13 protein-coding genes are annotated in these 15,828 nt (G+C 39.7%); all 13 read left to right on the forward strand.

Annotated features, from left to right (window positions below):
• Positions 1-66: 66 nt before the first annotated feature.
• The 13 genes from C7J88_RS07895 (at position 67) to hslO (ending at position 15,701) form a co-directional block, all read left to right on the forward strand.
• Positions 67-1,032 carry a ribose-phosphate diphosphokinase gene (locus C7J88_RS07895; RefSeq protein WP_095115140.1) on the forward strand — a complete coding sequence of 322 codons (966 nt, stop codon included), beginning with the start codon at positions 67-69 and terminating at the stop codon, positions 1,030-1,032.
• A gap of 140 nt (positions 1,033-1,172) precedes the next feature.
• Positions 1,173-1,820, forward strand: coding sequence for a 50S ribosomal protein L25/general stress protein Ctc (locus C7J88_RS07900; protein ID WP_095115142.1), 648 nt, complete (start codon positions 1,173-1,175; stop codon positions 1,818-1,820).
• 285 nt (positions 1,821-2,105) lie between these two features.
• Positions 2,106-2,678, forward strand: a complete 573-nt coding sequence (gene pth, locus C7J88_RS07905) for an aminoacyl-tRNA hydrolase (RefSeq protein ID WP_095115144.1) — start codon at positions 2,106-2,108, stop codon at positions 2,676-2,678.
• The gene (gene mfd / locus C7J88_RS07910; protein ID WP_095115146.1) at positions 2,675-6,199 is read left to right on the forward strand and encodes a transcription-repair coupling factor; all 3,525 of its coding nucleotides are present in this window, start codon (positions 2,675-2,677) and stop codon (positions 6,197-6,199) included. Before pth ends, mfd begins: the two co-directional genes overlap by 4 nt.
• Positions 6,177-7,712, forward strand: coding sequence for a polysaccharide biosynthesis protein (locus C7J88_RS07915; protein ID WP_095115148.1), 1,536 nt, complete (start codon positions 6,177-6,179; stop codon positions 7,710-7,712). Before mfd ends, C7J88_RS07915 begins: the two co-directional genes overlap by 23 nt.
• Complete coding sequence (locus C7J88_RS07920; protein WP_095115150.1) at positions 7,709-8,893, forward strand: MazG nucleotide pyrophosphohydrolase domain-containing protein; 1,185 nt, start codon at positions 7,709-7,711, stop codon at positions 8,891-8,893. The genes C7J88_RS07915 and C7J88_RS07920 overlap by 4 nt, the downstream gene beginning before the upstream one ends.
• A complete protein-coding gene (locus C7J88_RS07925) occupies positions 8,883-9,140 on the forward strand; it encodes an RNA-binding S4 domain-containing protein (protein ID WP_095115152.1) in 258 nt (85 codons plus the stop codon). Before C7J88_RS07920 ends, C7J88_RS07925 begins: the two co-directional genes overlap by 11 nt.
• A 25-nt stretch (positions 9,141-9,165) precedes the next feature.
• Positions 9,166-9,546, forward strand: coding sequence for an FtsB family cell division protein (locus C7J88_RS07930; protein WP_095115154.1), 381 nt, complete (start codon positions 9,166-9,168; stop codon positions 9,544-9,546).
• 435 nt (positions 9,547-9,981) lie between these two features.
• Positions 9,982-10,359, forward strand: a complete 378-nt coding sequence (locus C7J88_RS07935; protein ID WP_095115156.1) for a S1 domain-containing RNA-binding protein — start codon at positions 9,982-9,984, stop codon at positions 10,357-10,359.
• A 111-nt stretch (positions 10,360-10,470) separates the two neighbouring features.
• Positions 10,471-11,760, forward strand: a complete 1,290-nt coding sequence (tilS, locus tag C7J88_RS07940; RefSeq protein ID WP_095115158.1) for a tRNA lysidine(34) synthetase TilS — start codon at positions 10,471-10,473, stop codon at positions 11,758-11,760.
• A complete protein-coding gene (gene hpt, locus C7J88_RS07945) occupies positions 11,750-12,292 on the forward strand; it encodes a hypoxanthine phosphoribosyltransferase (protein ID WP_095115160.1) in 543 nt (180 codons plus the stop codon). The genes tilS and hpt overlap by 11 nt, the downstream gene beginning before the upstream one ends.
• Positions 12,293-12,465: 173 nt before the next feature.
• Entirely contained in the window at positions 12,466-14,547 is a 2,082-nt protein-coding gene (ftsH, locus tag C7J88_RS07950; protein ID WP_095115162.1) for an ATP-dependent zinc metalloprotease FtsH, read from the forward strand.
• Positions 14,548-14,819: 272 nt separating this feature from the next.
• A complete protein-coding gene (gene hslO, locus C7J88_RS07955) occupies positions 14,820-15,701 on the forward strand; it encodes an Hsp33 family molecular chaperone HslO (protein WP_095115164.1) in 882 nt (293 codons plus the stop codon).
• The last annotated feature ends 127 nt before the right edge of the window (positions 15,702-15,828 follow it).

Below are 15,828 nucleotides of genomic sequence, written 5' to 3' on the forward strand. Positions count from 1 at the left end.
GTGTGAAATAAGTGGAATTAAAATTTAAATAAATTAGTGATCAAAACAATTAATGGAGGATTTATCATGTTAAACACCGAATATAAAAATTCGTCTCTGAAGATTTTCTCGTTGAAAGGTAATGAACCACTCGCAAAAGAAGTTGCAGACCATGTGGGCGTAGAACTTGGAAAATGTACAGTTAAGCGTTTTAGCGATGGTGAGATTCAAATCAATATTGAAGAAAGTATTCGTGGTTGTGACGTTTTTATTATTCAACCAACTTCAAATCCAGTGAATGTTCACTTGATGGAATTATTAATTATGATCGATGCATGTAAACGTGCTTCTGCAGCAACAATTTCAATTGTTGTACCTTACTACGGTTACGCACGTCAAGACCGTAAAGCACGTAGTCGTGAACCAATCACTGCAAAACTTGTTGCGGACTTATTTGAAACAGCAGGTGCAGATCGCATGATCGCTTTAGACTTACATGCACCACAAATTCAAGGATTCTTTGACATTCCAATCGATCATTTAATGGGTGTGCCGATTTTAGCAGATTATTTCTTAAACAATAAAGAAATTGACCCAGAGAAATGTGTCGTTGTATCTCCAGACCACGGTGGCGTAACGCGTGCGCGTAAACTTGCAGATATTTTGAAAACACCAATCGCAATTATCGATAAACGTCGTCCAAAGCCAAATGTTGCAGAAGTGATGAACATTGTCGGTGAGATTGAAGGACGTACAGCGATTATTATCGATGACATTATTGATACAGCTGGTACGATTACATTGGCTGCGCAGGCGTTGAAAGACAAAGGGGCAACAGAAGTATATGCTTGTTGTACACACCCTGTATTATCAGGTCCTGCGAAAGAACGTATCGAAAACTCAGCAATTAAAGAATTGATTGTCACGAACTCAATTTTATTAAAAGATGAGCAAAAACCAAAGAATATTAAAGAACTTTCTGTCGCTGAATTATTAGCACAAGCAATTATTCGTGTGTATGAGCGCGAATCAGTAAGTGTACTATTTGTTTAAGATAGGTTGACTTCTTGATCAAATGTGTGTAGAATAACTCTGTTCGTGTCATGACGGACAAATACACATTTGCAAGCAGCAAAATAGCTGATGGGCAAATGCTGCACGAGAGACGTGCAACGGAAAGGTGGAAAATGAATATGGCTTCATTAAAGTCTATTATTCGTCAAGGTAAACAAACACGCGGAGATTTACGTAAAATCCGTGAATCAGGTAAAGTACCAGCAGTAGTATACGGTTACGGCACTAAAAACGTATCAGTAAAAGTTGATGAAGTAGAATTCATCAAAGTAATCCGTGAAGTAGGACGTAACGGTGTTATCGTTTTAGGTGTAGGTTCAAAAGAAATCAAAGTAATGGTATCTGATTACCAATTTGATCCTCTTAAAAACCAAATTACACACATCGACTTCTTAGCAATCAACATGAGCGAAGAGCGTACTGTTGAAGTACCAGTTCACTTAATTGGTGAAGCACCTGGTGCAAAAGAAGGCGGCGTAGTTGAACAACCGTTATTCGACTTAAACATTACTGCTACACCTGATAGCATTCCTGAAAGCATCGAAGTTGATATCAGCGAATTAAACATTGGCGATACTTTAAGCGTACAAGACATTAAAGTATCAGGCGACTTCACTATCGAAAACGATGCTGAAGAAGCAGTTGTATCTGTTGTTGCACCAACAGAAGAACCAACTGAAGAAGAAATCGAAGCAATGGAAGGCGAAGCAACTACTGAAGAGCCTGAAGTTGTAGGCGAAGAAAAAGAAGAATCTGAAGAAGAATAAGAGATCTTCTAAGAGCATTATCCATCTCGATGGATAATGCTCTTTTGTCGTATATAACGGTGTTTTAGAGAGCGAGAAATGGCGATTTTGTGTTACGATATAATCTGAGACATGATATGTATTAATCTTAAATTGAAATAGAAATATTTATAATGATAGTGAGTGTGGATAACGAAAGTTTTTGTAAATGCTAAGCTTTCTGTCCCTTTCTCGTCATTTCTTATAAAATAACGATAGACGAATAACACAAATGTACGTGTAATAAAAGTAACGGAGGAACATGTGATGAAATGTATTGTGGGTTTAGGAAATATTGGCAAACGCTATGAGCGCACAAGACACAATATTGGCTTTGAAGTCATTGACTATTTGTTGGATCAGCATCAAACAACATTGGATAAACAAAAGTTTCGTGGTGCATATACAATCGCCCGTATGAATGGCGAGAAAGTAATGCTAATCGAGCCCTTAACTTTGATGAATCTTTCTGGTGAAGCGGTCGGCCCATTAATGGATTATTATAATATTGAAATAGAAGACTTATTAGTGCTATATGATGATCTTGATTTGGCACAAGGCCAAGTACGTTTGAGACAAAAAGGGAGTGCAGGTGGACACAATGGGATGAAGTCCATTATTGCGCATATAGGCACGAGTGATTTCAAACGTATTCGTATCGGTATTGACCGCCCAACGAATGGCATGTCTGTTCCGGATTATGTCTTGCAAAAGTTTTCAGATGTTGAAATGAAAACGATGCAACCCGTCATTGAGCATGTTGCAAGAGCAGTTGAAGCATTTATTGACGGTGAAACGTTTGAAAACGTCATGACACAATATAATGGTGAAGTTCAGTGAAACCAATCATCAACGAGATTATTCATAGAGATACACAGTTTCAAAATTTAAAGGAATATGTTGGCAATCGTAATGTGTTAGTCACAGGCTTAACGGCTTCAGCTAAAGCAGCGATGATTGCGGAAGTCTATCAATCGGGTCACGAACAAGTTTTATTAGTGACAAACAACTTATATCAAGCGGACAAGTTAGAAGCAGACTTATTACAATTTGTACCAGATGATGAGTTATACAAGTATCCAGTACAAGACATGATGACAGAAGAATTTTCAACACAAAGCCCAGAGTTTATGAGTGAGCGTGTTCGTACTTTGACGGCACTTGCACATGAACGTCGTGGGTTATTTGTCATCCCGTTGAATGGATTGAAAAAGCTTCTTACACCGAAAGCGTTATGGCAATCTCATCAGATGGTTTTGAATATTGGTGATGATTTAGATCTCGACACCTTTTTAACAAAGCTTGTCAGTATGGGGTATCGTCGAGAATCTGTTGTAACGAACATTGGTGATTTTTCCGTACGTGGTGGTATTATCGACATTTATCCATTGCTTGGAGAGCCCGTGCGTATTGAATTGTTTGATACAGAAGTGGACTCTATGCGCTTATTTGATGTTGAGACGCAACGCTCACTTGAAAATATCGACTCAATTGAAATTACGACGGCTCATGACTTTATTATGACGGAAGAAGTGAGAGAACATACGGTACATCAGTTGACGGCTGCGTATGAACAAACACGACCAAAAATTGAAAAATCATTCCGTCAAGATTTGAAAGATACGTATGATGCCTTTCATATTACGGATGAAGAACGCTTTGATCCACAAGTTTTAAGACGATTGATTGCATTTATGTATGATAAGTCTGAAACATTGATGGATTATTTTAAAGACAATGCGGTTGTGTTAGTTGATGAATACCAACGGGTAAAAGAAACTGAAGATACATTGACTGCCGAAACGACAGATTTTTTACAGAACTTAGTAGAAAGTGGGAAAGGTTTTCTCGGGCAGCGCTTCATGGATGAAGATGCTTTTGAAACACTTATTCGTCAGCGTCAAATTATGTATTTTACATTGTTTACGTCATCGATGCCTGTGAAGTTAGATGAGATTTTCAAGTTTTCATGTAAGCCGGTTCAACAATATTATGGTCAGTACGATATTATGACGTCGGAACTTCAACGATTTATGCGTCAAGATTATCGCATTGTGATTGTTGCGGAGACAGAGACGAAAAAAGAACGCATTCAAGCGATGTTAAGTGAAATGCATGTTCCTACATTGCTAGATCCAGATATTGAAGCGATGTTGCCAGGTCATGCAGCAATTGTAGAAGGTAGTTTGTCGGAAGGCTTCGAATTACCATACATGTCTCTCGTCGTTATCACGGAGCGAGAATTGTTCAAGTCAAGACAGAAGAAAACGTCTAAAAAACGTCGTAAAACATTGACAAATGCTGAGAAAATCAAATCATACCAAGAATTGAATGTAGGTGACTATGTCGTTCATGTACATCATGGTGTCGGACGTTATCTTGGTGTAGAGACACTTGAAGTGGGTGACGTACATCGTGATTACATGAAGATTCAATACAAAGGGACGGATCAGTTATTTGTCCCTGTCGATCAGATGGACCAAGTACAAAAATATGTTGGGTCAGAAGATAAAACGCCGAAGCTTTATAAGTTAGGCGGTAGTGAATGGAAGAAAACAAAAGCAAAAGTACAAAGTAACGTTGAAGATATTGCAGATGAGTTGATTGCATTATACAAAGAGCGTGAGCAATCTGTCGGTTTTCAGTTTGCACCTGATACTGAAGAGCAACATGTTTTTGAAATGGACTTCCCATACGAATTAACGGAAGATCAAGATAAGTCAATTCGTGAGATTAAGGCCGATATGGAAAGTGCACGCCCAATGGATCGTCTACTCTGCGGTGATGTTGGTTACGGTAAGACAGAAGTCGCCGTCCGTGCCGCATTTAAAGCAGTCATGTCAGGTAAACAAGTTGCGTTTCTCGTACCAACAACGATACTGGCACAACAACACTACGAAACACTGATTGAACGTATGCGTGATTTCCCAGTTGAGATTCAGTTGATGAGCCGTTTTCGTACGGCGAAAGAAATCAAAGCAACGAAGGAAGGTTTAAAATCTGGTTTCGTTGATATTGTTGTCGGAACGCACAAGTTGTTAGGAAAGACAATCGAATACAAAGACTTGGGCTTGTTAATTGTTGATGAGGAACAGCGTTTCGGTGTGCGCCACAAAGAGAAAATTAAGGCGCTCAAAGCAAATGTTGATGTCCTAACGCTGACAGCAACGCCGATACCGAGAACATTGCATATGAGTATGCTAGGTGTGCGTGACTTATCAGTGATTGAAACACCACCTGAAAATCGCTTCCCTGTTCAGACATATGTCTTGGAGCAAAATGCGAACTTTATAAAAGAAGCATTGGAACGTGAATTATCTCGAGAAGGGCAAGCGTTCTACTTGTACAACAAAGTCCAATCCATCTATGAGAAGCGTGAACAGTTACGCATGTTAATGCCGGAAGCCGAGATTGGTGTAGCGCATGGACAGTTAACGGAACGAGATCTTGAAGAAACGATGCTCAACTTTATCAATGGTGAATACGACATTCTTCTCACAACGACGATTATTGAAACGGGTGTGGATGTGCCAAATGCAAACACATTGATTATTGAAGAAGCGGATCGTTTTGGTTTGAGTCAGTTGTATCAATTACGTGGACGTGTAGGGCGTTCAAGTCGTATTGGATATGCCTATTTCTTACATCCTCAAAATAAAGTATTAACGGAAACAGCGGAAGATCGTCTACAAGCGATTAAAGAATTTACAGAGCTCGGTAGTGGCTTTAAAATTGCAATGCGTGACTTAAATATTCGTGGTGCAGGAAACTTACTAGGCAAGCAACAACACGGCTTTATCGATTCTGTCGGTTATGATCTCTATGCGCAAATGCTAGAAGAAGCGGTTAATGAAAAACGTGGTGTCAAAGTCGAAACGCAAGCTCCAGAACTTGAAATGGATTTACGATTAGATGCTTACTTACCTGCATCATATATTCAAAATGAACAAGCTAAAATTGAAATTTATAAAAAACTACGTGCGACTGAGACGCATGCACAATTAATGGATATTAAAGATGAATTGCTAGATCGCTTTAATGAATATCCACAAGAAGTCGCGCATTTGTTAGATTCTGTGGAAATTAAAACGTATTTATTACAAGTCGGTGTGCAACATGTAAAGGATACAGGTAAAGTGGTGGAAGTGTTGCTGACACAAGCTGGTACGAATCGAATCAATGGCGAAGAATTATTCCGACAATCTGAACCACTTGGACGCAGTATGACACTTGGTGTAAAAGATGGTTGTATGAAAGTAACATTGAAAAAAGGCAATCAATGGTTGGAATCCCTGAAGTTTTTAGCGAAAATTCTAGCAGAAAGTTTGAGGTTAGAAGATGAAATCGAAAGCGGCATTTAATGGTGTCGTTGTTTTAACTGCTGCACTGATTGCAGTGAAAGTACTCAGCGCCCTATATCGTGTACCATATCAGAATGTGTTAGGTGATGAAGGGTTATATGCGTACCAACAAATATATCCAATCGTTGCATTAGGAGTTGTGTTATCGAGCAATGCGATACCAAGTGCCTTCACACAAGTGTTAGACGGTCGGCAACCGAGTCGACCTACGTTTCGTCGCTTAGTCGTTACAATTGAAATGATAGGTATCCTTTGTTGGGCCGTGCTATATGTCGGGGCGAGACAAGTTGCGCAATGGATGGGAGATTCACAATTAACACCGATGTTGCAGGCGGCAAGTATTAGTTTTTTAGTCGTTGGTTTTTTAGGGCTATTGCGTGGACATTTTCAATCACAACATCAAATGGTCTATCCCGCATACTCCCAAGTCATTGAACAGTTAATACGTGTGAGTATCATCGGTATTGTTATTGTTTATTTCGTTCACCAAGAATGCTCTATTTATACAGCAGGGACTTGGGCGATTTATGCATCGACGGCAGGTTTCGTTATGTCTACGCTGTACTTGTGGTGTCGCAGTGATATGAAGTCGGTTGAACACGAACGAATCAACAGTATTCCATTACGACAATTTTTTATTGCTATTATCATTTTTGCGGTCAGTCACTTAATCGTTATTTTATGGCAAGTGGTGGATAGCTTTACGATTGTGAATATGTTGCGTTCAGGAGCAGGTTTTGCGTTCCAAGATGCAATCGTACAAAAAGGTATTTACGATCGAGGAGCGTCTTTCATCCAAATGGGACTCATTGTTACGACGACTTTTTGTTTTGTACTCATACCATTGTTGACGGATACGAAACGACGTGGTGCGATTGATGAGATGAACAGTTATGCAAATGCTTCATTGAAGATTACCATTGTGATGAGTAGTGCGAGTGGTATCGGATTGATGAACCTATTGCCAAACTTGAATCGTGTCTTTTTCGAAAGCAATGCTTTGACGATGACATTAACTGTATACATGTTGACGGTTATCTGTGTTTCAATGATGATGATGTATATGGCATTGTTGGAAATTTATGCTTATTATCGTTTGATTATTGGAGCAGTCGTTACGGGACTAGTCAGTAAAGGGTGTTTCAACATTTTACTTATCGCACATTTCGAAATGTTAGGTGCGAGTCTTGCGACGGTATTATCACTTGTCATTGCGGTGATCATATTGCATTACGGCGTCGTACAGTGTTATCGACTTAAGAGATTGAGAAGGTTTTATAGTAAGTTAGCGCTTGCATTACTTGTGATGACGATGAGCGTGCAACTTTGTCAATGGCTGATACCTGTTACATCAAGATTTGGCAGTTTATTAGAATTACTTATCGCTACGCTCGTGGGTGTCTTAACGATTGGTTGGATGCTTGTGCGCCTGAATATTTTAGACGAAGAAGAATGGTCGCATTTACCATTTGGAGATAAAATGTATCATTGGAAGAAGGGAAGAAAAAGATGACACATCAATTAACAATTATAGGTCTTGGTAACTATGGATTAGATGAATTACCTTTGGGGATTTATCGTTTGATCTCACAACAGAAGAAGTTGTATGTGAGAACGACAGATCACCCAGTCATTCAAGAACTATCAGAAATAGACATTCACTCATTTGATGAAGTCTATGAGCAATATGATACATTTGAACCTGTGTATGAATCTATTACGATGCGGTTGTTAGAGCGTGCCCAACATGAAGATATTGTTTATGCGGTACCAGGACATCCACGTGTTGCAGAAACGACGACACAGCTACTATTGACACGTGCAGCTAACTATAACGTTCGTGTTGTATTGAAAGGTGGACGAAGTTTCATTGATGATATTTTTGCAGCAGTTAATATAGATCCGAATGATGGCTTTACAATGCTTGATGCAACGGCATTGGACATCACTGCGTTGAATCCAAGAACTGCAACGATCATGACGCAAGTGTATAGTGATATGGTGGCGGGCGAGTTGAAGCTCAGTTTGATGGAACGCTATCCAGACGACTTTGAAGTATTTATTGTTGATGGTGCGAATCAATCGGGCGCGACAGTGACGCAAGTGCCGCTATATGAACTAGATCACCAAGCGGCTTTCACGAACTTGACGAGTGTCTTTATACCAGCTGTAACAGATGATACGGCACTGTATGGAGATTTCGACTTTGCTAACCAAGTCATTGCCCAACTCGTTGATGATGAAACCGGCTGTCCATGGGATAAAGTGCAGACACATGACACTTTGAAACGTTATTTATTGGAAGAGGCATTTGAATTGTTTGAAGCAATTGATAATGAAGATGATTGGCATATGATTGAAGAGCTTGGAGACATTCTACTTCAAGTATTACTTCATGCGCACATCGGTCAGAAGTCGGGTTATATGGATATCCGCGAAGTTGTCACAAGTTTGTCAGATAAGATGATTCGTCGTCATCCACATGTGTTTAAGGGTGCACAAGCAGATGATGTAGAAGATGTGATGTCAATCTGGCAATCAGAAAAGGCAGCAGAAGGTAAAAAAACACGTGTGAAGTTTGAGAAAGTATTTGCACGTCATTTCTTAAAACTGTATGATGAAGTCAAAAATAAGGACTTTACAGAAGAAACATTAGACCAATATTTGGCACAAGGAGGTAGCCATGAGACTTGATAAATATTTGAAAGTATCGCGACTCATCAAACGTCGTACGCTTGCGAAAGAATTAAGTGATCAAGGACGTGTTGCAGTAAACGGTCAAACAGCAAAGGCAGGCACGACTGTAAAAGTGGACGATGAACTTGTCATTCGATTTGGGCAAAAAGTGGTAACGATTAAAGTAACTGCGTTGAATGAACATGCAACGAAAGAAAATGCTAAAGGAATGTACGAGCTTGTTAAAGAAGAACGGTTACAGTAATGGACGTTGAGAGAGGTGAGGCCACATGAGTAAGAAAGTGCAAGGAATTGGCAACCAATACACATCCGAAGAAAATGCGAAACGTCAGCGTCATGCACGATTAAAAAAAGTCGTTAAGAAGCGAATGCTCGTATTTGGCGGTGGACTTTTTGCAATTATTCTCGTCTTGTTAATCATGGTGGGGGTGCAAATGCACAACAATCAACAAGCCTCTCAAGAGCGACAAGCGAAGGAAGAAGAATACCAGAAAATACAAGATGAAGAGATAGAGTTAAAAGAACGATTGAACAATCTAAACGATGAAGAATATATTGAAAAAATTGCTCGAGATGAGTATTACTTGAGCAATGATGGTGAAGTCATCTTTAAACTCCCTGAAGATCAGAAGAACAAAAAACAAGAATAGTATAGAACGAAAGGCGTATGTTGACAGTGTTAAGAAAGTCAGCATGTCGCCTTTTTTGAATTCTGCTCCTTTCACAACCTCGTGATGTCAGTGTTCGAGAAGCAGAATTCTCGGTAGAACTTCACAGCTCTACAAAATTTGGAAATCAATTTTGATCGCTGTTCTAGTTCTACTCGAATTCTAAACGCTTCTCTCACAACCTCGTGATGTCAGTGTTCAAGGAGCAGGGTTTTCGGCAGAATATCGCAATTCAATGAAATCAAAAAGCGATTTCACCTCATTGCTTGGATTCTGCTCAAACCCAAAGCGCTCCTTTCACAACCTCGTGATAAAAATATTAAAGAAAAGGATTAAATCGGTTTTTGTCGTTGTGTAAATAGTCAAACAACCGTATAATAGAGTTAAATATCGAACTCGGGAGGATTCATTATAACAATGGCAATCGAAGTAGGAAGTAAAGTCAAAGGTAAAGTCACTGGTATCAAAAAATTTGGTGCATTTGTGGAGTTGCCAGAAGGAAAGAGCGGGCTTGTGCATATCAGTGAAGTGGCTGATAATTACGTTGAGAACGTGGAAGATCATCTGTCATTAGGTGATGAAGTTGAAGTGAAAGTACTTTCTATTGCAGATGATGGTAAGATTAGCTTATCTATCAAAAAAGCAAAAGAACGTCCACGTCGACAAAAACCAGCACAAAAACCGGAAGACTTTGAGAAAAAACTATCAAACTTCTTAAAAGATAGTGAAGATAAACTTAATTCTGTAAAACGTCAAGCAGAGTCAAGACGTGGTGGCCGAGGTTCACGTCGATAAGTCATCACAATCTAGGGGTTGAGAAACGAAGGGAACTTTGAATCTCAACCTCTTTTTCACTGTTAAAATACAGTGTAGAAGAAACGAAGAATACGAAGGAGTGTCTATGTGATGAAACCCTGTTGGCGAACAACTGATCATATCGTGATAGCAGTGTCGACCGGAATAGATAGTATGGTGTTGTTACATCAATTATTGACGCAATATGCTGATACATATGATCAACTCACTTGTTTGCATGTGCATCACGGCTTGCGTGAAGCATCTGACAATGAAGCACAATTTTTGCAAACATACTGTCAGGAACGAAATATCCCATTACATATTCACCATTTAGATCTTACAAGCATTGCTGAAGCAGGGCGAAGTATCCAAAACGAAGCCCGGCGTTTGCGCTATACTTGGTTTGACAAAATGATGTACAATCTCCAAGCAGACTGTTTACTGACTGCGCATCATCAAGGCGATCAATTAGAGACAATCTTTTATCGCATCTTTACTGGACGTGTTGACCGTGGGCCGTTAGGCATTCAGACATGTGAATCACGTGGTCTTTATCGTCTCATTCGCCCACTGCTGACAACGACCAAAGAACAAATCCGCACTTATCAGCAACAGCATACAGTGCCTTATTTTGAAGACGAAAGCAACACAAGCAATGCGTATGTACGCAATGATATTCGCAATCGTCTGCTGCCTGATATTGAACAAAATCCGCAGTTGCAAGGACAACAATTACTTAAGTTGATGGATGTTCATGCGGAAGCGTTGACGCTTTTTAAGCAACGCGCACAGCAATTCATTGAGCAAGAAGTACGCCAAAAACATGGGAATCAATGGTACATACCAAGAAAACCATTCAATCAACTGTCGCCACATGTTAAAATGAAAGTCTTGGACATTATGTTGGCACATTTTGAGTCAGTTGTGACAGTAAGTGAGCGTACATATCAAGATTGGTTTGTCAAAATTTGTAGTGACGTGGCGCAAAGTACGCTCATGCATACAAACAAATGGCATGTCGATATCGTGTATGATAAATTAGTCATAGCGCCTGCAATGAAGGAAACGATACCGACACAACAAGTTGTTACGATGGCAGGTATCTATCGATTTGGAGCGTACCGTATCGAAATTGCAGAGCACGTCTTTCGCTCACATGAAATGCTACATATTCGAACGCGACAGACAGGTGATCGCATCATGCTTGCGAATGGTCAACATAAAAAAGTAACTCGTTTGATGATTGACCATAAAGTCCCACAAGGAGAGCGCCTACACATGCCGATAATCAGTACGGCTAATGGTGACATCTTAGCAGTTGGGACGTGTTATCATCACATGACATACGAACAATACATTCACATTCAATATTTGGGAGATGACATAAATGAGAAATGATTTAAAAGAAATTTTGTTAACAGAAGAGGAAATTCAAGAAATTTGTGAGAAACTTGGACGTGTGCTAACAGAAGATTACAAAGGTAAAAACTTATTCTGTATTGGTATTTTAAAAGGGTCTATTCTGTTCATGACAGACTTAATCAAGCGTATTGATACACCACTTGCTATTGATTTCATGGATGTGTCGAGTTATCACGGTGGTATGGAATCAACAGGCGAAGTGCAAATTTTGAAAGACTTAGGATCATCGATTGAAAATAAAGATGTATTAATTATTGAAGACATTCTTGAAACGGGTACAACTTTAAAATCAATTACAGAGTTGTTGCAATCACGTCGTGTCAACTCATTGGAAATTGTGACATTGTTAGACAAGCCAAATCGTCGTAAAGCAGATATTCAAGCGAAATATGTTGGGAAAGTTATTCCGGATGAGTTTGTTGTCGGCTATGGTTTGGACTACAAAGAAGAATATCGTAACTTACCTTACATCGGTACGTTGAAACCTGAAATTTACACACAAGGATAGTCGTATGACAAAAGACAGATAGCTTGTATGGAACTCCGAAAATGATATGGAAAACCGTGGAAATCTGTCTTTTGTTGTATCCCATTGATAGCAAGCGCAATTACTAGCAACAAGTCTTTAGATTATGGTAAAATTTTTGTTAGCTTTATATTTGGAGTAGGAGGAAACGTCGCATGCAGAAAGCTTTTCGTAATGTGCTTTTTATAGCACTGATAGGCGTCGTCATCTTTGGTTTATTCTCATGGGTGAATGGCAATGGGAACATTCCAAAAGAACTTACTTATAATCAATTTATGCAAAAGTTGGAGAAGGGTGACCTTAAGTCATTAGAGATTCAACCAGAGAATAATGTGTATAAAGTGAGCGGTAAGTTGAAAAATAACGATGACTTTGCGTCAACGGTATTATTTAATAATGATAAAGAGCTAGATAAAATCACTGATACGGCTCAAAACCAAAAAGGATTGGAATTCACAGTTAAAGAAGAAGAAGGACAGAGTGTTTTTGTGAGTATCATCTCAACCTTAATCCCTGTCTTAGTAATCGCACTACTCTTCCTGTTCTTTATGAGTCAAGTACAAGGAGGCGGCGGTGGTGGCGGTCGTATGATGAACTTTGGTAAGTCCAAAGCGAAAATGTACGATAGTCAAAAAGGTCGCGTACGTTTCTCAGACGTAGCAGGTGCGGATGAAGAGAAACAAGAATTAGTAGAAATTGTTGACTTCTTAAAAGACAACAAGCGATTTAAGGAAATGGGCTCACGTATCCCGAAAGGTGTACTTCTAGTCGGGCCACCGGGTACAGGTAAAACATTGCTTGCACGTGCTGTTGCGGGTGAAGCAGGTGTGCCATTCTTCTCAATCAGTGGTTCAGACTTCGTTGAGATGTTCGTTGGTGTCGGTGCGAGTCGTGTGCGTGACTTGTTTGAAAATGCCAAGAAGAATGCACCATGCATTATCTTTATCGATGAGATCGATGCTGTGGGTCGTCAACGTGGCGCAGGTGTTGGCGGCGGACATGACGAACGTGAGCAAACATTGAACCAATTGTTAGTAGAGATGGATGGTTTCGGTGAGAATGAAAATATTATCATGATCGCTGCAACGAACCGTCCTGATATTCTAGATCCAGCACTTTTACGTCCAGGGCGTTTTGACCGTCAAATCCAAGTCGGTCGTCCAGATGTTAAAGGTCGTGAGGCGGTACTACATGTACATGCGAAGAATAAACCTTTAGATGAGACGGTTGATTTAAAAGCGATTGCTCAACGTACACCAGGTTTTTCAGGTGCAGACTTAGAGAACTTGTTGAACGAAGCATCGTTAATTGCGGCACGTAGTGGTAAGAAGAAAATTGATATGAGAGACATCGAAGAAGCAACAGACCGTGTTATCGCAGGTCCAGCGAAGAAATCACGTGTTATTTCTGAGAAAGAGCGCAACATTGTGGCACACCACGAAGCGGGTCATACTGTAATCGGTATGGTGCTTGATGAAGCAGAAGTCGTACACAAAGTAACAATCGTGCCACGTGGTCAAGCAGGTGGTTATGCGATGATGTTACCAAAACAAGATCGTTTCTTAATGACAGAGCCAGAGTTACTAGACAAAATTAGTGGTCTGTTAGGTGGACGTGTCGCAGAAGATATTATTTTCAATGAAGTATCTACGGGTGCTTCGAATGACTTTGAGCGTGCAACACAAATTGCACGTGAAATGGTGACGCAATATGGTATGAGTAAAAAGCTTGGACCATTACAGTTCTCGCATGGTGGCGGTCAGGTCTTCTTAGGAAAAGATATGTCAGGTGAACCTGAGTATTCAGGACAAATTGCGTATGAGATTGACAAAGAAGTGCAACGTATCATCAAAGAACAGTATGAGCGTAGTAAACAAATTTTATTAGAACACGAATCACAATTGCGTTTAATCGCTGAGACGTTATTAACAGAAGAGACATTAGTTGCAGAACAAATCCAATCATTATTCCATGAAGGGCATCTGCCTGAAGTGAACTATGATGATGCAAAAGTTGTTGATCGTTCTGAAGATGACGAATTCAATGAAGGAAAGTATGGTAAGTCGTACGAAGAGATTCGTCGTGAACAAGAAGAAATGACGAACCGTGCGCATACAAGTACGTCAGATCGTGATGAAGCATCATCAGAAGATAAAGATGATGAAGATACAACAGCTTATGATCAAGCACCAGAAATAGATAAACCGGGTGATGATCAAACACCACCACGTCAATAAATGATTTGACGTATAAGACTTTCTCATAGATGGAGTGATTCCAGCTATTGGGGAAGTCTTTTTTATGAGAGAATATCTTGGAATAATCGTGTAAGTCATATCAGTTGTACTTATGTGATGACGCGAGTATGATAATGCAACATAGAGAAAATGTGATGATCATATTTGAACGAAGTCTACGTCTTTTTGCAGCGATGATATTTACGTGAAATAAAGAAGTGCGTTGACATGCGTATCGTATATTTATCATATAAAAAAGGAGACAATAGAACATGACGCAAGATTATATTGTAAAAGCACTCGCATATGGTGGAGAAGTTCGTGCATACAGTGCGAAAACAACCGATGCGATTCAAGAAGCACAAACACATCATTATACATGGCCAACAGCATCAGCAGCGCTAGGTCGTACGATGACAGCGACAGTGATGATGGGTGCGATGCTAAAAGGTGAACAAAAATTAACAGTGACAGTCAATGGTGATGGTCCGATCGGTAAAATTGTTGCAGATGCGAATGCGCAAGGAAAAGTTCGTGGTTATGTGACGAACCCACAGACACACTTTGCATTGAACGATCAAGGGAAGTTAGATGTGCGACGCGCAGTGGGTACAGAGGGCTATATCAATGTTGTAAAAGATGTCGGCTTACGTGATTACTATACAGGTAATAGCCCAATCATTTCTGGAGAACTCGGTGAAGACTTCACTTATTACTTTGCCAACAGTGAGCAAGTACCATCATCAGTGGGTGTCGGTGTGCTTGTAAATCCAGATAATACAATTAAGGCGGCTGGTGGCTTTATTATCCAAGTGATGCCGGGTGCAAAAGAAGAAACAATTGCTAAACTAGAAGAAGCGATTAACAATATGACACCTGTTTCTAAACTAATCGATCAAGGTCATACGCCAGAAAGTATGTTACAAGAAATTTTGGGTGCTGATCACGTTGAATTTTTAGAAACATTACCAGTTGATTTTGAGTGTAACTGTGGCCACGATAAATTTTTAACAGCGATTAAAGGATTGGGAGAAGCGGAAATTGAAAGCATGATTCGTGAAGATCATGGTGCAGAAGCAGAATGCCACTTCTGCCGTACGAAATACCATTATTCTGAAGCTGACTTAGAAGAATTGCTTGTATCAATGAAATAATGTGAAATTTTTGTGTGAGATGTACGATTTTACTTTTGAAATTGTCTGAACAATGATACACTATTTATATCCGATATATTAACTAAGCATTCTAGCAAATTATATATTAAAAGTGAGGTTGTCGATT

Origin of the sequence: Staphylococcus muscae (genome assembly GCF_003019275.1) — a bacterium.
GTDB lineage: Bacteria > Bacillota > Bacilli > Staphylococcales > Staphylococcaceae > Staphylococcus > Staphylococcus muscae.